The 20,099-nt window shown below is 72.9% G+C and carries 16 protein-coding genes; 6 read left to right on the forward strand and 10 right to left on the reverse strand.

Features of this window, described 5'->3' with window-relative positions; all coding sequences use genetic code 11:
* Positions 1-27 precede the first annotated feature (27 nt).
* The gene (locus ACWCP2_RS05070) at positions 28-2,970 is read left to right on the forward strand and encodes an ATP-binding protein (RefSeq protein ID WP_450907190.1); all 2,943 of its coding nucleotides are present in this window, start codon (positions 28-30) and stop codon (positions 2,968-2,970) included.
* Positions 2,971-3,025: 55 nt separating this feature from the next.
* Here ACWCP2_RS05070 and nucS read toward each other — a convergent pair whose 3' ends face one another.
* Positions 3,026-3,697, reverse strand: coding sequence for an endonuclease NucS (nucS, locus tag ACWCP2_RS05075; RefSeq protein ID WP_327304507.1), 672 nt, complete (start codon positions 3,695-3,697; stop codon positions 3,026-3,028).
* Positions 3,698-3,917: 220 nt separating this feature from the next.
* Here nucS and ACWCP2_RS05080 point away from each other — a divergent pair, with 220 nt between their 5' ends.
* Positions 3,918-4,310: an SCO5389 family protein gene (locus ACWCP2_RS05080; protein WP_243336246.1), complete on the forward strand. Its 393-nt coding sequence runs from the start codon at positions 3,918-3,920 to the stop codon at positions 4,308-4,310.
* A gap of 127 nt (positions 4,311-4,437) precedes the next feature.
* On the opposite strand, the gene ACWCP2_RS05085 is transcribed toward ACWCP2_RS05080, so the two are convergent.
* A complete protein-coding gene (locus ACWCP2_RS05085; RefSeq protein ID WP_450907191.1) occupies positions 4,438-5,490 on the reverse strand; it encodes an LLM class flavin-dependent oxidoreductase in 1,053 nt (350 codons plus the stop codon).
* 242 nt (positions 5,491-5,732) lie between these two features.
* Between ACWCP2_RS05085 and ACWCP2_RS05090 the strand changes: the two genes are divergently transcribed.
* Positions 5,733-6,074: an ATP/GTP-binding protein gene (locus ACWCP2_RS05090; protein ID WP_450907192.1), complete on the forward strand. Its 342-nt coding sequence runs from the start codon at positions 5,733-5,735 to the stop codon at positions 6,072-6,074.
* Positions 6,075-6,261: 187 nt separating this feature from the next.
* Here ACWCP2_RS05090 and ACWCP2_RS05095 read toward each other — a convergent pair whose 3' ends face one another.
* From ACWCP2_RS05095 to mce, 7 genes are all read right to left on the reverse strand, one after another.
* Positions 6,262-7,128: an ABC transporter permease gene (locus ACWCP2_RS05095; RefSeq protein WP_450907193.1), complete on the reverse strand. Its 867-nt coding sequence runs from the start codon at positions 7,126-7,128 to the stop codon at positions 6,262-6,264.
* The gene (locus ACWCP2_RS05100) at positions 7,125-8,324 is read right to left on the reverse strand and encodes an ABC transporter ATP-binding protein (RefSeq protein WP_450907194.1); all 1,200 of its coding nucleotides are present in this window, start codon (positions 8,322-8,324) and stop codon (positions 7,125-7,127) included. Before ACWCP2_RS05100 ends, ACWCP2_RS05095 begins: the two co-directional genes overlap by 4 nt.
* Before the next feature lie 135 nt (positions 8,325-8,459).
* Positions 8,460-9,236, reverse strand: coding sequence for an ABC transporter permease subunit (locus tag ACWCP2_RS05105; RefSeq protein WP_450907195.1), 777 nt, complete (start codon positions 9,234-9,236; stop codon positions 8,460-8,462).
* A 2-nt stretch (positions 9,237-9,238) separates the two neighbouring features.
* On the reverse strand, positions 9,239-10,261 hold the full coding sequence (locus ACWCP2_RS05110; RefSeq protein WP_450907196.1) for an ATP-binding cassette domain-containing protein: 1,023 nt from the start codon (positions 10,259-10,261) through the stop codon (positions 9,239-9,241).
* Positions 10,262-10,377: 116 nt separating this feature from the next.
* Positions 10,378-11,316 carry a coiled-coil domain-containing protein gene (locus tag ACWCP2_RS05115; RefSeq protein WP_243336252.1) on the reverse strand — a complete coding sequence of 313 codons (939 nt, stop codon included), beginning with the start codon at positions 11,314-11,316 and terminating at the stop codon, positions 10,378-10,380.
* Positions 11,317-11,518: 202 nt separating this feature from the next.
* Positions 11,519-16,174, reverse strand: coding sequence for a polarized growth protein Scy (gene scy / locus ACWCP2_RS05120; protein ID WP_450907197.1), 4,656 nt, complete (start codon positions 16,172-16,174; stop codon positions 11,519-11,521).
* Between the two features lie 181 nt (positions 16,175-16,355).
* Positions 16,356-16,784 carry a methylmalonyl-CoA epimerase gene (gene mce, locus ACWCP2_RS05125; RefSeq protein WP_274549601.1) on the reverse strand — a complete coding sequence of 143 codons (429 nt, stop codon included), beginning with the start codon at positions 16,782-16,784 and terminating at the stop codon, positions 16,356-16,358.
* Positions 16,785-16,921: 137 nt separating this feature from the next.
* Between mce and ACWCP2_RS05130 the strand changes: the two genes are divergently transcribed.
* The 3 genes from ACWCP2_RS05130 to ACWCP2_RS05140 all read left to right on the forward strand — a co-directional run bounded on the left by ACWCP2_RS05130 (position 16,922) and on the right by ACWCP2_RS05140 (position 19,343).
* The gene (locus tag ACWCP2_RS05130; RefSeq protein WP_450907198.1) at positions 16,922-18,118 is read left to right on the forward strand and encodes an acetyl-CoA C-acetyltransferase; all 1,197 of its coding nucleotides are present in this window, start codon (positions 16,922-16,924) and stop codon (positions 18,116-18,118) included.
* 75 nt (positions 18,119-18,193) lie between these two features.
* Positions 18,194-19,189 carry a methylmalonyl Co-A mutase-associated GTPase MeaB gene (gene meaB, locus ACWCP2_RS05135; RefSeq protein WP_450907369.1) on the forward strand — a complete coding sequence of 332 codons (996 nt, stop codon included), beginning with the start codon at positions 18,194-18,196 and terminating at the stop codon, positions 19,187-19,189.
* A 79-nt stretch (positions 19,190-19,268) separates the two neighbouring features.
* Entirely contained in the window at positions 19,269-19,343 is a 75-nt protein-coding gene (locus tag ACWCP2_RS05140) for a 50S ribosomal protein bL37 (protein WP_099895366.1), read from the forward strand.
* Positions 19,344-19,418: 75 nt separating this feature from the next.
* Here the strand turns inward: ACWCP2_RS05140 and ACWCP2_RS05145 are convergent, their stop codons facing one another.
* Positions 19,419-19,988, reverse strand: coding sequence for a PepSY domain-containing protein (locus ACWCP2_RS05145; RefSeq protein WP_450907199.1), 570 nt, complete (start codon positions 19,986-19,988; stop codon positions 19,419-19,421).
* Between the last annotated feature and the right edge of the window lie 111 nt (positions 19,989-20,099).

Below are 20,099 nucleotides of genomic sequence, written 5' to 3' on the forward strand. Positions count from 1 at the left end.
CGCACGGCGCGATCGGGGGACTTGGTCATGGACCGCAGCAGCACACAGGGGCAGGCCGATCCGGTGGAGCCGCCGGCGCGCGTGGTGACGCTGACGTCCGGGGACTTCACCCTCACCGTGAACCCCGTCGACGGCAGCGAGATCGTCCGGACGCACCGCCCCGGCGGCGAGCCCGCCCCGGCCCCGGTCAAGCGCACCCCCGCCGCCCGCGCCTCCGCCGCGGCCGCCGCGCGGCCGCCCGTACCGCCGGGCGCCCCGGCCGGGACGCGGACCCCGCTGGGCCGGGAGGAGGAGCGCGAGCGCCTCGTACGGCTCCTCGCGCGCGGCCGCTCCGTACGGCTGACCGGCCCGTCCGGATCCGGGCGCACGACGCTGCTCGACGCGGTCGCCGAGGCCTGCGCGGACCTCGCCCCCGACGGGGTCGTACGGCTCAGCGGGTACGGCCACCAGCAGCCCGCCGAGCTGCTCCAGGCGCTGTACGCCACCGTGTACGAGGCTCCGGCCGAGCGCCCCGACCGGCCCGGGCTCCTCGCCCGGGTGGCGGAGATAGGCGCCGTCGTCGTGATCGACGACCTCGAGATGGGCGGCACCGCCCTCGACGAACTGCTGCGGGCCACGCCCGAGTGCGCCTACCTGCTGGCCGCCACCCCCGACACCCGGGCCCCCTCCGACGACTCGCACCTCGAAGAGGTCTTCCTCGGCGGGCTCTCCCGCGCCCACTGCGTGGCCCTGCTCGAAGCGGGCACCGGCCGGGCGCTGACCGACGAGGAAACGGCCTGGGCGGGCGACCTGAGCTTCGCCTCCGAGGGGCTGCCGGTCCGCTTCGTCCAGGCGGCCGCGCTGCTGCGGCAGCGCGACGAACTCAACCGCACCGGTGACGACGAGGACGACGAGGACGAGGAGCCCGGCGTCTTCGAGGAGAAGCCGCGCGACACCGTGTTCGTGCCGCTGCCGACGCTGGCCGAGGGCGCCGCCCCGGCGGAACTGCTCGCCTCCAGGGTCAGCGAGTCGGCGCGGGCCGCGCTGCGGATCGCCTGCGCCCTGGGCGGGGAACTGCCGCACCACGCGCACCTGCCCGCGCTGGTCGGCGACACGCACGCCGACGCGGCCGTCGCGGAGCTGCTCGACTGCGGGCTGCTGACCCCCGTCGGGACCCGCTACCAGCTGGCCGCCGGGGTCGCCCGGCAGCTGGAGGACATCGGCTACGGGGACACCGCGGCCGAGGAGGCCCGTACGGCCGCCCGGCACTACGCCTGGTGGACCGGGAACACCTCGGTCAGCCCCGGGCGGGTCGCGATGGAGGCCGACGCGGTGCTCGCGGCGCTGGCCGGGGCCGATGTGGTGGCCGCGGTACTGCTGGCACGGACGGCCGCCCCTGCGTTCGCGGCCTCGCTGCACTGGGAGGCCTGGGAGCGGGTGCTGCGCGCGGGCGCGGAGGCCGCGCGGAAGGCCGGCGAGGTCGCGGAGCAGGCGTACTTCCACCACGAGCTGGGCGTACTGGCCCTGTGCGAGGGCCGGCTCGACCGGGCGCGGGCCGAGCTGGAGGCCTCGATCGGGCTGCGCGGCGCGCTGGCCGACAAGCGGGGGACCGTGGCGGGACGGCGGGCCCTGGCCCTGGTCACCGACCGGGAGTCGGCGGAGACCCAGGTCTCGCCGCCCCTGCGGCTGGCTCCGCCGGCTGCGGTGGCGCCCTCGGCGCCCTCGGCGCCGGTGGCGCCGGGGGGTACGGCGATCCTGCCGGTGTCCGGTGTCCCGGGCCTTCCGGCGGCTGCCGGGCTCCCCGGGACCGGGGCCGGGACCGGTCCCAAGCCGCAGTTCCCCGCACTTCTCGGTGCCCAGGGGTCGCCTTTCGGCCCCGGGGCCGCCGGGGCTCCGCGGTCTCCTGAGGTTCCGGGTGCGTTCGGTGGCTCCGGTGGCTCCGGTGGCGCGGGGAGTGCGTTGGCCGCTGGTGCCGCTGGTGCCGCTGGTGCCGCTGCTGGCGGTCCCGGGGTTGGCGGGGGGCTGTTCGCTGGTGGTGCTGCTGCCGGTGCCGCCCCCGCTGCGGGGATACCGTCGGCCGGTGCTCCCGGTGCTCCCGGTGCTCCCGGTGCTCCCGGTGCTCCCGGTGCTCCCGGTGCTCCCGGTGCTCCCGGTGCTCCCGGTGCTCCCGGGATACCTGCGGGTGCTCCCGGTACGCCGGTGGCTCCCGGGGCGCGTGGGGGGCGTAGTGCTGCGGGGGTGGCGTCCGCTCCGGTCGTGCCCTCGGCGCCCGCGACTCCGGCGACCCTGTCGAAGGCCCTCGCCGCCCTGCCCGCGGCGGGCCCCGGGGCCGGTCCCGTACCCGAGCACGCGGCGGTGCGGGCTCCGGACTCCTTCACGACGGTCGTGCCCGCGGTGGCCCCGGCGGGCTCCGTCGCCCCCGCGACCCTGGCCGAGGTGTTCGAGGACGCCTTCCCCCTGGCCCCGGAGCCGGCCCCGGCCGAGCCCAGGGTGCCGCCCGGGCCGAAGAAGCCCCGCCGCAGGCCGCTGCTGCTCGCCGCAGCCGGGGCACTGGGCGCCGTGGTGCTGGGCACGGTGGCCGCACTGGCGATGAGCGACGAGAAGAAGCCTCCGGTGCAGGCGCCGGCGGTCTCCACGACCCCGAGCACGGAGGAGAGTCAGGCGCAGCCGAGTGCCTCGGATCCGAGCGGAAACGATCCCGCGCCGGCGCCGGAGGTCTCGTCGCCCACCGCGTCGGCGCCGGGTACGACCCCGCCGCCGCGCAAGTCCCCCTCGGCGACCCCGTCGCCGTCGCCGAGCACCTCGTCGTCGAGCCCGGTGACCTCGCCTTCGCCGTCGCCGAGCTCGCCCCCGCCGGTGAGCACCCCGCCGGTCTCCCCGAGTCCGTCGGCGTCGGCGTCCGCGTCGCCCAGCCCGTCGGACACGGTGCCGACCGGTGGGCCGAAGCCCCCGACGGGCGGAACCGGCGAGACGGAGACCGCGGCTCCCTGACGGCCCGCCAGGGGCCCGTCCGCGTCGCCGGGGCGGGCCTTCGGCGCAGCAGGCCTCAGAACAGGCGGAGCTTGTCGTCCTCGATGCCGCGCATCGCGTTGTAGTCGAGGACGACGCAGTCCATGCCGCGGTCGTTCGCCAGGACGCGGGCCTGGGGCTTGATCTCCTGGGCCGCGAAGACGCCCTTGACCGGCGCCAGGTGCGGATCGCGGTTCAGCAGTTCCAGGTAGCGGGTGAGCTGTTCCACGCCGTCGATCTCGCCGCGCCGCTTGATCTCCACCGCCACCGTCGCGCCGGAGGCGTCCCGGCACAGGATGTCGACCGGTCCGATCGCCGTCATGTACTCGCGGCGGATCAGCGTGTAGCCCTCGCCGAGGGTCTCGATCCGGTCGGCCAGGAGCTCCTGCAGGTGGGCCTCGACCCCGTCCTTGATCAGACCCGGGTCGATGCCCAGCTCGTGGGAGGAGTCGTGGAGGACTTCCTCCATGGTGATGATGAGCTTCTCGCCCGCCTTGTTGACGACGGTCCAGACGCCGGCCTCATCACCGCTCCCCTCCTTGAGGGTGCACGGCGGCGACATCCAGTTGAGCGGTTTGTACGCTCGGTCGTCCGCGTGGATCGAGACACTGCCGTCGGCCTTCACGAGGATCAGACGGGGTGCCGAGGGCAGATGGGCGGTGAGCCGGCCCGCGTAATCGACGGAGCAGCGGGCAATGACGAGACGCATGGTCGGCAACGCTACTCGACGAGAAGGCCTGCACGCGATTCGCCCCCGAAAGCCCCCTTCGAGGATGGCGCGTTGTATGCGCATTCTCCTGGTGCGGTACCCACCGGGCGCCTACCGTGGTGAGCGGGAGGTTGCGAAGCGTGCACGCTGCGTCGCGATCTCCCTCCCTGCCCGTAAGGCTCCGGCAACCCAATCGGCCGGAGTCGCGAGAGGAGAACCCATGTCGCTCGACGTCTCACCGGCCCTACTCGAACAGGCCGAGCGAGGCGAGGTCGACGAAGCCGCTTTCGTCGACTGCGTCCGGACCTCCCTGCCCTACGCATGGGAGATGATCAGCTCGCTGGTGGCCCAGCTCAAGGTGGACGGCGGACAGTTCGCCGACAACCAGACGCCGCCGCCGGACGAGCAGGCGCGTGGCCAGCTGCTTCGCGCTCTCGCGAGTGACGCGATACGGGGTGCGCTGCAGCGCCACTTCGGAGTGCGCCTGGCATTCCAGAACTGCCACCGGGTAGCGGTCTTCCCGCTGGACTCCTCGGTGGACGACCGGCTGGCCAAGTTCACTTCGATCCGTGGTCAGCTGCTCAACCAGTCGCCCGAAATGCGCGACTGTTAGCAGGAAGACCGCACCAACAGCACGACCGCAGTCCGTACCACCGCAGTCCGCACCGCCGTACGACCGTATCGCCGCACGACCGGTACCTCGCTGCCGCTCCGGTGCCAACGGAGCGGCAGCCCTGGTCTCAGCCGAGCCGGGGCAGCACCTCGGCGCCGAGGCGCCGGAGGTTCTCCTCGGTCGAGGCGAGATCACCCGACCCTTCCGTCAGCAGGGCGAACCGCGTGATGCCCGTACGCTCCGAGGTGGCCGCCAGCCGGTCCGCCGCCAGTTCCGGCGTGCCCACGGGGTGGAGATCGCACAGCAGCTCGGTGTACGCGACCGGGTCCCGCATCGCCCGCTGCCGTCCGTCCACCGTGACGTGCGCGTCCAGGCCCTGCTTGAGCCAGCCCGGCATCGCCTTCATCAGGGTTTCGCGGGCGTCCGCTGTGCGGTCCGCCAGCTGGCAGACCCCGGCCGAGACGTGGCCGGCCTCGGGCGAATGCCCCGCGGCCCGGGCCGTGCGCCGCCACAGCTCGACCATGGCGGCCTTGTCCTCGTCCCCGCAGTGCATGCCCAGCAGCATCGGCAGTCCGCGCTCCGCGGCCATCCGTACCGAGCCGGGGGAGGTGCAGGCGACGATCAGTTCCGGCCCCGTCCCGTCCCCGTGCAGCGCCTCCGACGCGCGCGGTACGACGGCCACTTCGCGGAAGCCGTACCGGCCGCCGGCCGCCGCCGCCCCGGTTCCCGTCCCCTCCGCCGGTGATCCCACGCGCGGGTCGGCCAGCCAGCGCCGCAGCAGGTCCAGGTCCTCCGGGAAGCGGTTCTCGTACGCGTCGAGCCCGCCGCCGAAGACCTCCAGGTCCACCCAGGGACCGCCCCGGCCCACCCCGAGGGTGAACCGCCCCTCCGAGGTCAGGTGCAGCAGGGCCGCCTGCTCGCCCAGCGCCACCGGGTGGGTGCTCGGCAGCACGCTCACCGCCGTGCCCACGCGCAGCCGCCGGGTGCGGCCCAGCATCAGGGCCGCCAGGGTCACCGCGGACGGGCAGACCCCGTACGGGACGAAGTGGTGCTCGGCGAGCCAGACCGAGTCGAGCCCGGCCTCCTCGGCCACCTCGGCCGTCCGCACCGCCCGGTGCAGTGCCTCGCCCTGTCCCTGGCCCGGGAACTGGGCCGCCAGTACAAATGCTCCTACGCGCATCGCCTTTAGCCTCCTCGCGGCTGACGCGGCCTCCCCCAGGCGGACCGTTTTCCTCACTGGCAACAACGTCTGACACGTGCCAAAGGCACGGCCTGAACAGAAAGTTATTGGGATTGTCGGGTCGGTCACGCCAACCGGTCGATCCGTACTACGGTCGTCCTTCGGCCACCCTGCGGGTACCCGGGTTCGCTGCGCGTAGTCTGGGAGAAAGTCACTGCCGTCCGCCCATCCGTGAGGTATACGTGTCACCGCGCCACAACCGCCCCAGGGGCGGCGAGAATCCAGCCGATCGTTCGGACCAGGGCTCGGGCCCGGGCAGTCTGGACCGGTACGGCCTGGAGCGCACGGAGGAGTACCAGGGCGAGGACTGGAAGGTCCGGCACGTCGCGGGCGCGAGCGCCGCGGGCAAGCGCTACCGCTGCCCCGGCTGCGACCAGGAGATCCCTTCCGGTACCCCGCACCTGGTGGCCTGGCCCGAGTACGGCGGGGTCGACGACCGCAGGCACTGGCACAAGGCCTGCTGGAACGCGAAGGACCGCCGCACCACCAAGGTGCAGCGGTCCCGCAACGCTCCCAAGTACTAGGCCGTCTCTTTCGGATCTTGCCGGGCCCGCGACGCCTGGCACCGCGCCTGGCCGCACTGCCGAGGCGACCACGTACGCCCAGTACGCGAACGCCCCGACAGCACGCCCAGGCACGGCACCAGACGCCGCGGACTCAAGCCGACAAGATCCGAAAGAGACGACCTAGCCGCTACCGCCCGCCCGGGCCCTACACGTCCCGGCGGCCGGACACCACGTACGAGGCGGCGACCGCGGCGCCCGTCACCACCAGGATCAGCACCATGTGGTTCAGGCTCGTCGGGTACGGAGTGCTCCCGTCGGCCGGGGCCGCGCTGGTGTCCAGCGGCATGCCGAACAGCGTGATCAGCGCCACCGGCGCGTTGTACTGGAGCAGGGCCCGGCCCACCGGGGCGAGGGCCTCCCAGATGCTCAGCACCGCCCCTATCACCGGCGGCAGCGTGACGACCCCGAGCATCACGGCGACGGCCCCGGCGGAGTGCCGCACGAGCGCCCCGACCGCCAGGGCGAGCACGCCGAGCAGGGTCACGTAGAAGCTGCCCAGGAGCCCGGAGGCCCACTCGGCGCTCGCGTGCGCCCCGGAGCCCCGGCCGTCGCGCAGGATGGTCGCGGTCAGCCCGACCAGGCAGACGGAGCCGGCCGTGACGAAGAAGGCGGTGGCGGCGAAGACGAGGTACTTCGCGGTGAGCACCCGGTACCGGTCGGGGGCGGCCGTGAACGTGGTGCGGATCAGGCCGGTGCCGTGTTCGGAGCTGATCGTCAGCACGCCGAGCACCATCACCGCCAGCTGCCCCACCAGCAGGCCGAACAGGGCGGGGGCGACGAACGGCATCTGCTCGTAGTCGGGGGAGGAGGTCTGCAGGATCACCGCGCCGCCGATGCCGACGACCAGCAGCACCAGGGCGCCGAGCGTCCACATCGTGGAGCGCACCGAGGTCAGCTTCGTCCACTCCGAGGCCAGCGCGTGCCCCAGGTGCGGCCGGGGGGTCGGCAGCGGAGAGGAGTAGCCCGCCGGGCCCTGGTCCCCGGCGGTCGGCGCGGTCGTCGGGGCGGTCATCGGGCGTCCTCGGGCTTCACGGTCTCGGGCTTCACGGTCTCGGGCTTCGCGGTCTGGGGCTTCGCGGTCTGGGGCTTCGCGTTCTCGGTCTTCACGGTCTCGGGGCCGGCGAGCTCGCCGGGACTGGTGGGCATCAGGAACGGCCGGCCGCCGGTCCCGGGCGGCGGGGGCGCGAAGAAGCTCGCCGCGGAGACCTGGAGGGCCGCGGAGGCCTCCGCCTCCTCCTCCCACTCCGGCACGGTCAGCGGTTCGGGCTCCCACAGCTCGTTGCGCGGGTCCTCGGTGGAGGTGTACTCGACGGAGGACTGGGTCATCCGCATGTAAGCCTCCTCCAGCGAGGCCCGGTGCGGCGACAGCTCCCAGAGCCGTACGCCGGCCGCGTGCGCGAGGTCGGAGATCCGCGGCAGCTCCAGCCCGGTCACCCGCAGCGCCCCGTCGGGCTCCCGCAGGACCCGGCCGCCCGCCCTGGTGAGGACGGAGCCGAGGGTGTCCCAGCCGCCGGGGTCGGTGTCGGCCGTGCGGACCCGGGCGAATCCGGCCGAGTTGTGGGTGATGAAGTCCTGGGTGCTCATGTCGGCGAGCAGCCGGCCCCGGCCGATCACGATCAGGTGGTCGGCGGTCAGTGCCATCTCGCTCATGAGGTGCGAGGAGACGAAGACGGTGCGGCCCTCGGAGGCGAGCCGGCGCATCAGATTGCGGACCCAGAGGATGCCCTCGGGGTCGAGTCCGTTGACCGGCTCGTCGAAGAGGAGCACCTGGGGGTCGCCGAGCAGGGCGGTCGCGATGCCGAGCCGCTGGCCCATGCCGAGCGAGAAGCCCTTGGCGCGCTGGCGGGCCACGTCCTGGAGGCCGACGACGCCCAGGACCTCGTCCACCCGCTTCTCGGGGATCCCGGAGAGCTGGGCGATGGACAGCAGGTGGGTGCGGGCCCGGCGGCCGCCGTGGACGGCCTTGGCGTCGAGCAGCGCGCCGACGTGCCGCTGGGCGTTCGGGAGCTCGCGGAAGGGCACGCCGTTGATGGTGACCCGGCCGGAGGTGGGCCGGTCCAGGCCGACGATCATGCGCATCGTGGTGGACTTCCCGGAGCCGTTGGGCCCCAGGAATCCCGTCACGTGACCGGGCTTGACCTGGAAGGAAAGGTCGTCGACAGCGGTCTTCGCGCCGAAGCGCTTGGTCAGGCCGACTGCCTCGATCATCTTGCTGCCCCTTGCCAGGCCGGGACGACTCTCGCCCGCGTAAGGGTTAAGAGGATATCCAGTCCCTTGCGGTTCCACGTCGTCCCGGACCCTGAGCTACCCCTGAGAACCGACCCGGGGATCCCCCGTAGTACGTCAGGCGTCCCTCTTCCTGAGGACGAGGTAGCCGCCGAGCACGGCCGCCAGTACCCAGAGTGCCATGATCCCGAAACCGCCCCAGGGCCCGTAGGGAACCTCCTCGCTGCCCATCGCCCCCGGGATCACCTGCATGACCTTGGAACCGGCCTGGTCGGGGAAGTACTGGGCCACCTTGCGGGTCGCCGAGACCGCCCCGAGGATGTTCGAGACCAGGAGGAAGAACGGCATCAGGATGCCGAGCGAGAGCATGGAGCTGCGCAGCATGGCGGCCACGCCCATGGAGAACAGCGCGAGCATCGCCATGTAGAGCCCGGCTCCGAAGACGGCGCGCAGCACGTTCGGCTCGTCGATGCCGATGCTGCGCTCGCCCAGGATCGCCTGTCCGATGAAGAAGGACGCGAAGCTGGTGATCAGGCCCACGACCAGCGCGAGCCCGGTGGCGACGAGGAGCTTGCCGGCCAGGAAGCTGCCGCGCCGGGGCACGGCCGCGAGCGAGGTGCGGATCATGCCCGAGCTGTACTCCGTGCCTACGACCAGCACGCCGAAGACGATCATCGCGAGCTGGCCGAGGGACATGCCGGCGAAGCTGGCGAGCGTCGGGTCGAAGGTGGCCTGCTCCTGCGCGGGCATGTCCTTGAAGGAGGAGTTGATGAACGCGCAGAGCAGGGAGCTGATGCCGACGGTGACGATGGCGGCCGAAGCCAGGGTCCAGACGGTGGAGCCGACCGAGCGGATCTTGGTCCACTCGGACTGCAGAACGGAGGAGAACGCCATGATCACTTGCCGCCCTTGCGCTGAGCATCGAAGCCGGCGCCCCACGCGGGTACGTCGGCGGGCCGGGCCGGATTGTCCGCCGCCATGCCGGGTCCCGGCGGGAAGCCGGACGCCCCCGGTGCGTGGGCGTGGTACTCGACGGAGTCCGCCGTCATGCGCATGAACGCTTCCTCCAGTGAGGCCCGCTGCGGGCTGAGTTCGTGCAGCACGATCTGGTGCTGGGCGGCCAGCTCGCCGAGGCGCTCCGACTCCACGCCGTCGATCTCCAGGGCGCCGGTTGCCGGGACGCTGATCGCGTCGATCCCGGCCTCGTGCAGGACGTCCTTCAGCCGTTCCTGCTGCGGCGTGCGGACGCGCACGAAACTGCGCGAGTTCTGCTGGATGAAATCAGCCATGGACAGGTCGGCGAGCAGCTTTCCTTGTCCGATCACGACCAAATGCTCCGCGGTCAGGGCCATTTCGCTCATCAGATGGGAGGAAACGAAGATCGTCCTTCCCTCGGCCGCGAGCCCCTTCATCAGATTGCGGATCCAGAGAATTCCCTCCGGGTCCAGACCATTGACGGGCTCGTCGAACATCAGGATCTCCGGGTCGCCGAGCAGCGCGGAGGCGATGCCCAGCCGCTGGCCCATACCGAGGGAGAATCCCTTCGACTTCTTCCTGGCCACGGCCGTCAGGCCGACCAGGTCCAGCACCTCGGAGACCCGGCTGCGCGGGATGCGGTTCGACTGGGCGAGGCAGAGGAGGTTGTTGTACGCGCTGCGGCCGCCGTTCATCGCCTTCGCGTCCAGCAGCGCCCCGATGTACTTCAGCGGCTCCGGCAGGTCCCGGTAGTGCTTCCCGTCGATCCGGACCGTACCGCTGGTCGGATTGTCGAGGTCCAGCATCATGCGCATGGTCGTGGACTTGCCCGCCCCGTTGGGGCCGAGGAAGCCGGTGACCACCCCCGGTCTGACCTGGAAGCTGAGGTGGTCCACGGCGGTTTTCGCGCCGAATCGTTTCGTAAGGCCCTCGAGCTCGATCATCCCGCCACGCTAGAACGCCGAAGGGCCCTACGCCACCTCTCACGGGTGACGAAGGGCCCTCGGTGTCGAAGCGGATTGTTGGCTTCCGGCCACTGGTGTCGGAAGCCTTCCGTCGACTAGCGGCTCTGCTGCGCCGGAACGCCGCGGGTGACCGGCTCGTCGTCGATCGGAGCGGAGGCGGCGGCGACCGCGGCACCCGTCAGCGTCGCCAGCATCTCGCGGACGTTGGTGAGCTGCGCGTTGATCGAGTCGCGGCGGTTGGTGAGCGCCGCCAGCTCGCGCTCGGACTCGCTGCGGATCCGGTCGGCCTTGGCGTTCGCGTCGGCCACGATGTCCTCGGCCTGGCGCTGCGCGGTCTCCACGGTCTGGCGGGCGCGGCGCTCGGCGTCCGTACGGAGCTTCTCGGCCTCCAGGCGCAGCTGCTCCGCGCGGTGCTCGATCTCCGCGAGACGCTTCTCGGCCTTGGCCTGACGGCCCGCCAGGTCGCGCTCGGACTGCTCGCGGCGCTTGGCCAGGTTGGTCTCGAAGTCCGCGGCGGCCTGGGCGGCCTTGGCGCGGGTCTCCTCGAAGAGCGCGTCGGCCTCCTCGCGCTTGGAGGCCGCGTCCTTCTGGGCCTCGGTGCGCAGCGACGCCGCGTCGCCCTTGGCCTTCTCGACGATGCGGACGCCCTCGTCCTCGGCGGTCGACTTCCGGTCGGCGGCGAACGACTCGGCGTCGTTGCGCACCTGCTGGGCGGCCGACTCGGCCAGCTCGCGGTGCTGCTCGGCCGCGCGACGGGCCTCCTCACGGAGGTCCTTCGCCTCCTCCTCGGCCAGGCGCAGGATCTTCTCGACCCGGGCGCCGAGACCGGCGTACGACGGCTCGGCGTCGTTCACCTGAGCCTGGGCGTTCTGCGTCTCGAGGTGCAACTCCTCGATCCGCTTTTCCAGAGAGTTGATACGTCCGAGGGCGCTGTCACGGTCGGAGACCAGCTTGGTGATGCGGTCGTCCACCTGACCGCGGTCGTAACCACGCCGCACGAGCTCGAAGCCGAAGGGGGAGGATGTGTCGCTCATGGGGTTCCTGTCGAATGAGACCGATGAGGTGCTACGCGGGGTGTTAGGTGTTAAGGGGAATCCTAGGCGCCAAGACGGCGTGTCATCGAGTCAATCCGCGTTTGATCTGGACAATGACACCCCTTTTGAGTGGCAAGGCGACAGAATGCTTGTCACTCGTTCGCCTGAACCTCCATCAGGAGCACAGAGTCGAGTGCGTTGACTAGCCCTCTGACGTCTTGCCACCCGATCGAGTGGAACCCGCTGTCGCACCGGCCTTCACGCCCCCCGCGCCCTGGCCGCCGACCCCGGGCTTTCCGCCACCCGAAGGCGCCTCGAATGATTCCAACGCCTCAAGAACGTCCTGGACACGGGAGATCTCCGCCTGAATGTCCTCGCGCCTGCGGACGAGGACCTCCAGCTCGCGCCGGCCCTCGTCGACGAGCCGCTCGGCCTCCGCCGTCGCCTCCGCGAGCTTGCCCTCGGCGATCCGCACCAGCTCGGCCTTCTTCTGCTCGGCCTCCTTGAGCAGCGCCTCCGCCTTGCGCACCGCGGCGATGCGGACCTTGCTCGCCTCGCTGCTCGCGTCCGACACCAGCTCCTTGGCCTTCGCGTCGGCCTCGACGCTCTGCTCGGTCGCCGCCCGCACCAGCTTGTCCACGCGCTCGCCGGCCGACTTCATCTGCTCGGCCGACTCCCGGCGGGCCCGCTCGTGCAGTTCCTCGACCTCCGCCTCGACGCGGCCGCGCAGCTCCTCCGCCCGGTCCCTTATGGCCGCGGCGTCGCTGCGCGCCCCGACCAGCAGCTCGTTCGCGTCCGTACGGGCCTTCTCCACCAGGGAGTTGCCCTCCACGGTCGCCTCCGAGGTGATCCGCGCCGCCTCCTTGCGCGCCGCGTCGACCATCGCGTCCGCCTGCTCCTCGGCCGCCGTCGTGGCGGCGAGGGCCTGCTTCTGCGCGTCCCCGGTGAGCTTCTCGGCCTCCGAGGACGCCTCCGTGATGAGCCGGTCGACCTGCGACGCGGCCTCGCTGCGGCGCTTGTTGGCCTCCTCGCGGGCCTCGTCCAGCACCCGCTCCGACGCGGTGCGCGCCTCGGTGCGGATCCGCTCCGCCTCCGTGGCGGCCTCGGCCTTGACCCGCTCCGCCTCGGACCGGGTGCGGGTCGCGTGCTCCTGCGCCGAGGACAGCGCCTCGGACGCCTCGGCGCGCAGCCGCTCGGCCTCGTTCGACGCCTCGCCGACCGTGCGCTCGGTGTCCTTGCGGGTCTGCTCGGTGAGCCGGTCCGCCTCCGCGACGGCCTCGCCGATCAGGTGGTCCGCCTGCTCGGCGGCCTCGGTGCGGATCCGGCCCGCCTCGGAGCGCGCCTCGTCCAGGGTCCGTGTCGACTCCCGCTCGGCGCCCGCCAGGGTCTCGTTCGCCGCGACGGTGACCCGGTCCGCCTCCGCGGTGGCCTCGCCGATGATCCGGCCGCCCTCCGTGCGGGCGTCGTCCAGCGTGCGCGCCGCCTCGGCCAGCAGCCGGTCGGCCTCCTCCGCGGCCTTGCCGACGGTGGCCTCGTTGGCCGTGCGCGTCTCCTCGACGAGCCGGTCGCCCTCGGTGCGCGCGTCGATGAGGATCCCCGTCGCGTCCCGCTCGGCCCCGGCCAGCGTCTGCGCCGCCTGCTCCGTGAGCCGCTCGGCCTCCGCCTTCGCCCCGTCCAGGGCCGCGGCCGCCTCGGCCCGCAGCTCCTCGGCCGCGGCCTCGGCCTCGGCGACGGTCAGCGCGTTGGCCGCGCGGGTCTCCTCGGTGAGCCGGTCGGCCTCCGCCGCCGCCTCGGTGATCAGGCGGTCCGCCTGCTCGGCCGCATCCTGGCGCAGCCGGTTCGCCTCGGAACGGGCCTCGTCCAGCGTGCCCGCGGCCTCGGCGCGGGTCGCCTCGCCGGCGGCCTCGGCCTCGGCCGTGAGCCGCGCCGCCTCCGCCGCGGCCGCGGCGAGCGTGGCCTCGCCGGCCGCGCGGGTCTCCTCGGTGCGGCGCTCCGCCTCGGCCGTGGCCTCCGCCACGATCCGGCCGCCCTCGGCGCGAGCCGCCTCCAGGGACTCCGCGGCCTCGCCGCGGATCCGGTTGGCGTCGTCCCGGGCATCGGCCTTCGTACGGGCAGCGTCGCGCTCGGAGGCGGCCAGCGCGTCAGTGGCCTCCGTGCGCAGGCGCTGCGCGTACTCCGCGGTGTCCGCGCGCAGCTGCTCGGCCTCGGCCGTGGTCTCCGCGCGCAGCCGCTCGGCCTCGGCCGTGGTCTCCGTGCGCAGCCGCTCGGCCTCGGCGATCGCGTCGCCGACCGTCCGCGCGGCCAGTTCCTTCGCCGCGTCCGTCTCGGTGCGGGCCTCGGTGCGGATCCGGTTGGCGTCCTCGGTGGCCCGCTCCCGTTCCGCGTACGCGTCGGCGCGGACCCGGCCGGACTCCTCCTCGGCCTCCGTCCTCGTACGCTCCGCCGCGTGCTCGGCCGCACTGCGCAGCCCCGCGACCTCTTCCTCGGCCTGCTCGTGCAGTCCGGCCACGGCTTCGCGCACCTGCTGGGCGGTGGCCTCGGCCGCCGCGACCACCTCGGACGCGCGCCGCTCGGCCTCCTCGGTGAGCCAGACGGCCTCGGCCGTGGCCTCCTCGGACCGCTTGCGGGCCTGGGCGAGGAGCTCCTCGCTCTCCTCCCGGGCCTGCGCCCGCTCGCTCTCCGCGTCCGTACGCGCCGAAGCCAGGGTCTCCTCGGACTCCCGGCGGCGCCGGGCGGCCTCCTCCTGCGCGGCGGCCAGCGCCTCGGCGGCCTCCTGCGCGACCCGCTCGGCGGCGGCCTTGGCCTCCGCGCGCAGCCGGTCCGCGGTCTCCTGCGCCTCGGAGCGCAGCCGCTCCGCCTCCGCCTCGGCCTCGCCGGTCAGCCGTACGGCGGCCTGCTCGGCCTCCGCGCGGACCCGGCCGGCGTCCTCGGCGGCGTCGGTGCGCAGCGCCTCGGCCTCCGCCTCCGCCTGCGTCTGCAGCGCACGGATCCGCTCCGCCGACTCCGCGCGGAGCCGGTCGCTCTCCTCGGAGGTCTCCTTGCGGATGTTCTCGGCCGCCGCCCGGGCGTCGCGCAGCGTCTGCTCGGCGGTGGTCAGGCGACCCTCGGCGTCGGTGTGCAGCCGGACGAGCTCCTCGTCGGCCTCCGCCCGCTTCGCCGACAGCGCCCGGTCGGTCTCCTCGCGCCGCACGGCAGCCGCGGCGTCCGCCTCGGCCCGTACCGACTCGGCCTGCTCCTCGGCCTCCGCGCGCAGCCGTGCCGCTTCCGCGCGGGTCCGCTCCAGGGTCTCCTCGGCCTGCTTGCGCAGGGTGGTGGCGCGCTCGACGGCCTCGCCGCGGACCCGCTCGCTCTCGGTGTTCGCCGCGGAGCGCACCTCGTCGGCGTCGGCCCGGGACTTGCCCAGCAGCTCCTCGGCGGTGCGGGCCGCCTCCTCGATCTGCTGGACCGCCTCGCGGCGGGCCTCGCCCCGGATCCGCTCGCCCTCGGCGACGGCCTCCGCGCGCAGCTGCTCGGCCTCGCCGCGCAGCCGGCGGGCCTCCTCCTGGAGTTCGACCGTACGGGCCCGGTACTCCTCCGTGTCGTCCTTCGCGGCACCCTTGAGCTCATCGGCCGTGGCCGCGGCCTGGGCGCGCAGCCGCTCGGCCTCCGCCTCGGCCTCGCCGCGGATCCGCTCGGCCTCCTCGGACGCCGCCCGGGTGGTGGCGCGGGCGTCCTCCGAGGCCTTGTTCAGTACCTCTTCGGCGGTGCGGGCCGCCTTCGCCAGCTGGGCGGCGGTGTCCTCGGCCGCGGCGGTACGGGCCTGCTCGCCGGCCTCCTTGCGCAGCCGCTCGGTCTCCGCGCGGGCGTCGGCGAGGGCCTGCTCGGCCTCGGCCTTGAGGGTCTCGGCCTCCTTGTTGGCCTCGCCGACCAGGCGGGCCACCTGTTCCTTGGCCGTACGGGTGCGCTGCTCGTTGACGGACTCCGCCGAGGCGAGCTGCCGTGCGGCGCTCTCCTTGGCCTCCGCGAGCAGCTTCTCCGCGGACGCGCGCGCCTCGCGCAGGGCCCCTTCGGCCTCCTGGGTGCGCTGTTCGGCGACCCGGCCCAGGTCCATCGTCTGGCGACGGGTCTGCTCGGCCTCCGCGGAGGTGGTGGAGCGCAGCCGCTCCGCGTGCTCGGTGGCCTCCTGGGCCTGCGCGGAGGCGGCGGTCAGCAGCCGCTCGGCCTCCTTGCGGGCGCGCAGCAGCGTCGACTCGGCCTCGGCGCGGGCGGATTCGTTCTCGGAGGCGAGCCGGCGGGTGGCCTCCGAGGCGACCCGGGCCGCCTCGGCGCGCGCGGTGTTGAGGGTCTGTTCGGCCTCGACGCGCGACTCCTCCATGAGCCGGCGGGCCTGGGCCTCGGTGCGGGCGCGCAACTGCTCGGCCCAGGCGACGTTCTCGTTGACGTGGGCTTCCACCGTCTGGCGGCGCTCGCTGAGCTCCTGGTCCAGGCGCTGGCGGCGGTTGACGGCCTCGGCGTGCAGTTCGGCCTGGAGCCGCGCCTGGTGCTCGGCGTGCTCCTGGAGGATGCGCTGGGTCTGCGCCCGTACGTCGCGCAGTTCGCGCTCGGCGTCCGAACGCATCTGGTCGGCCTGGATCTGGGCATTGCGGAGCAGCTGCTCCGCCTGGTACCCCATGTCCGCGCCGTCGTAGGCGGGGCGGGACGCCAGGTTGCGGCGTACCTCGTGGAGCTTGGCGCGCAGCACCTCGACCTGGTACCCCAGGTCATCGGCGTGCTGGACGGCCTTCCCGCGTTCCTTCTTCAGCCGCTCCATCTCGGCTTCGAAGCGCGAGAGATGGTCGGCCTCGGCCTGATGGCTCTCCTGGCTTTCGTAGCCCCGCACAGCGCGGTCCCATCCGTCCCCTGGTCGCAAGCCCGATCCCAAACGAGCGCCGTCCGCCCGCTGAACGACGCCCCCGGGGAATGGTGTCAGATCCCGGGTCGGGCGATACAGGCCCCGACCCCGTCCCCGCACCGAACCCCGGCCGAGCCAAAGCCACTCTACCGGCCGGGGAAACGGGACATCAGTGGTCGGGGTTGCTCGTGACCAGTTCGGTGAGGACGCCGTGGCAGTCCTTGGGGTGCAGGAAGGTGATCGAGGAGCCCATCGAGCCGGTGCGGGGCTGGTCGTAGAGGACGCGGACGCCCTTGCCGCGGATGGCCTCCGAGTCGCCCTGGACGTCCTCGGTGCCGAAGGCGATGTGGTGGACGCCCTCGCCGTTCTTGGCCAGCCACTTGCCGACCGCGGAGTCCTCGCGGGTGGGTTCCAGGAGCTGGAGGTACGAGGCTCCGCCGTCGGAGGTCTCGTTGATCTTGAGCATGGCCTCGCGGACGCCCTGCTCCTCGTTGACCTCGGAGTGGAACACCTCGAAGCCGTACGTGGCACGGTAGAACTCAACCGTCTTGTCCAGGTCGAAGCAGGCGATCCCGATGTGGTCGATTCTTGTCAGCATGGACACAGTGCAGCGCTACCGGAGGCGGTTACGCAACGTGCGCGCGATCACACTGACGGGCCGGTGACGGCACGGGTACCGCTCAGTACATTCGGGTAAACCCTCGTTCACTCCTCATCTTCAAGGGGCTGTGCTCCATGTCCGGAACGAACAACACCACGTCAGTGATCGTCGCCGGGGCCCGCACGCCCATGGGGCGACTGCTCGGCTCGCTGAAGTCCTTCTCGGGTGCCGACCTCGGCGGCTTCGCCATCAAGTCCGCGCTGGAACGGGCCGGGATCTCCGGTGACCAGGTCCAGTACGTGATCATGGGCCAGGTGCTCCAGGCCGGCGCGGGCCAGATCCCCGCCCGCCAGGCCGCCGTCAAGGGCGGGATCCCGATGAACGTGCCCGCGCTCACCATCAACAAGGTGTGCCTGTCGGGTCTCGACGCCATCGCCCTGGCCGACCAGCTCATCCGCGCGGGTGAGTTCGACATCGTCGTCGCGGGCGGTCAGGAGTCCATGACCAACGCCCCGCACCTGCTGCCGAAGTCCCGCGAGGGCTTCAAGTACGGCGCCATCGAGATGCTCGACGCGATGGCCTACGACGGTCTCACCGACGCCTTCGAGAACATCGCGATGGGCGAGTCCACCGAGAAGCACAACACCCGCCTGGGCATCGAGCGGGCCCCGCAGGACGCGTTCGCGGCCACCTCCCACCAGCGCGCCGCCGCCGCGCAGAAGAACGGCGTCTTCGAGGCCGAGATCACCCCGGTCGAGATCCCGCAGCGCAAGGGCGACCCGGTGGTGTTCTCGCAGGACGAGGGCATCCGCCCCGAGACCACCGCCGAGTCCCTCGGCAAGCTGCGCCCGGCCTTCGCCAAGGACGGCACGATCACGGCGGGCACCTCCTCGCAGATCTCCGACGGCGCCGCCGCCGTGGTCGTGATGAGCAAGGCCAAGGCCGAGGAGCTGGGCCTGGAGTGGCTCGCCGAGATCGGCGCCCACGGCAATGTGGCGGGTCCGGACAACTCGCTCCAGTCGCAGCCCTCCAACGCGATCCTGCACGCCCTGAAGAAGGAGGGCCTCGGCGTCGAGGACCTCGACCTCATCGAGATCAACGAGGCCTTCGCGGCGGTCGCCGTGCAGTCGATGAAGGACCTCGGAGTGACCCCGGAAAAGGTGAACGTCAACGGCGGCGCCATCGCCCTGGGTCACCCGATCGGCATGTCCGGCGCCCGTGTGGTGCTGCACCTGGCGCTGGAGCTCAAGCGCCGCGGCGGCGGGGTCGGCACGGCTGCCCTGTGCGGTGGCGGCGGCCAGGGCGACGCCCTGATCGTCCGCGTCCCGTAGGGGAGGGCGGCCGGCCGGCCGCCCGCGCCCGTATCCGTACCCGTTTGAGAACCGAGGAGCGCAGCACGTATGACGGTGGTGGACGTCCCCCAGCTGGTGGCCCAGGCCCGTGAGGGCAGGCCGCGAGCGGTCGCCCGGCTGATCTCGCTGGTCGAGGGGGCGTCCCCGCAGCTGCGCGAGGTGATGGCGGCGCTGGCGCCGCTCACGGGCAACGCGTACGTGGTGGGCCTCACCGGCTCCCCGGGCGTCGGCAAGTCCACCACCACCTCGGCGCTGGTCTCCGCGTACCGGCAGGCCGGCAAGCGGGTCGGTGTCCTGGCCGTCGACCCGTCCTCGCCGTTCAGCGGGGGCGCGCTGCTCGGCGACCGGGTGCGGATGTCGGACCACGCCTCCGACCCGGGGGTGTACATCCGCTCCATGGCCACCCGCGGCCACCTGGGCGGGCTCGCCTGGGCCGCTCCGCAGGCGATCCGGGTGCTGGACGCGGCCGGCTGCGAGGTGATCCTCGTCGAGACCGTCGGGGTCGGGCAGTCGGAGGTGGAGATCGCGGCGCAGGCGGACACCTCGGTGGTGCTGCTGGCCCCCGGCATGGGCGACGGGATCCAGGCCGCGAAGGCGGGCATCCTGGAGATCGGCGACGTCTACGTGGTGAACAAGGCCGACCGGGACGGCGCGGACGCCACCGCCCGGGAGCTGAACCACATGCTGAGCCTGGGGGAGTCCCGGGGCAAGGGCGACTGGCGGCCGCCGATCGTGAAGACGGTCGCGGCGCGCGGTACGGGCATCGACGAGCTGGTCGAGGCGCTGGAGAAGCACCGGGCGTGGATGGACGAGCGCGGGGTGCTGGCGCAGCGGCGTACGGCCCGGGCCGCGCGCGAGGTGGAGACCATCGCGATCACCGCGCTGCGGGCCCGGCTGGCCGATGTGCACGGCGACGCCCGCCTGGACGCGCTGGCCGGGCGGGTCGCGCGCGGAGAGCTGGATCCGTACGCGGCTTCGGACGCGCTGCTGACCACCCTGACGGAACCTGCGGAACCCACGGGGCCCACCGAACCCGCCGAACCCGCGTAACCCGCGGAACCGGATGCGGAGCCCGGGGGCCGGTCATAGACTGGCGAACGCCCGGAATGCCCCAACGCAGGGAGGTTTCATGGCGAAGCGCGGCAACAAGAAGCGAGCCCGCAAGAAGAAGAAGGCCAACCACGGAAAGCGTCCCAACGCCTGACCGTGAGCACTGACCACACACGGAAGCCGCACCCCGTCCACGGGGTGCGGCTTCCGTGCGCGATGTCCCGGCGCGCTAGTCGTTGTCGTCGTTGCTGTTGTCGTTGTCGTTGTCGTGGGACACGGTGGCCTTGCCGGACGTGGGGTCCACGTGGACGTTCGTCGTGTTGCCGCCGGACTTGACCTCCACGTCCCAGTAGGTCGTGTTGTTGTCGTCGTCGTCGTCCCACTGCACCGACCAGACCTGGCCGGGATGGGCCGCGACCGCCGCCTTCATGGCCTGCTGGGCGGTGACCTTCGCGGCGACCAGGGCGGCGTCCTCGTCCCCGTCGTCGTCGTTCTGGTCCGTGTTCTCGACGCTGACCGCTCCCGTGGCCGCGGTGACGAGCAGCTCCGTGTTGCTGCCGTCCTTGCCGATCACGTTCACGTGCCAGACGGAGCCGTCCTTGTCGAGGGACTCGATGACTCCGGGGTGGCTCTTGAGGGCCGCCGCGGCGGCCCCCTCGGCATCGACCGCGGCGCGCAGGGGCGCCGACAGGCTGCCGGTGGCCGCTTCGGCCGTGGACGCGGCGGCGGCCGCCACCGGTCCGGCGACCAGCAGGACCGCGGCGGCCGCGGCCGACGAGACGTACAGGGTGCGCTTCATGGCGTGACCTCCTCAGGCCGGCCATGGCGCTTACGGTTGCTCGGCGGCGGCCGGCGAGCGAGCGTTACCGCCCATTCTCCGGCCTGCGGCCGAGGTCCGCCGCTCGGGGTC

This window comes from Streptomyces sp. NPDC002104 (assembly GCF_053593795.1).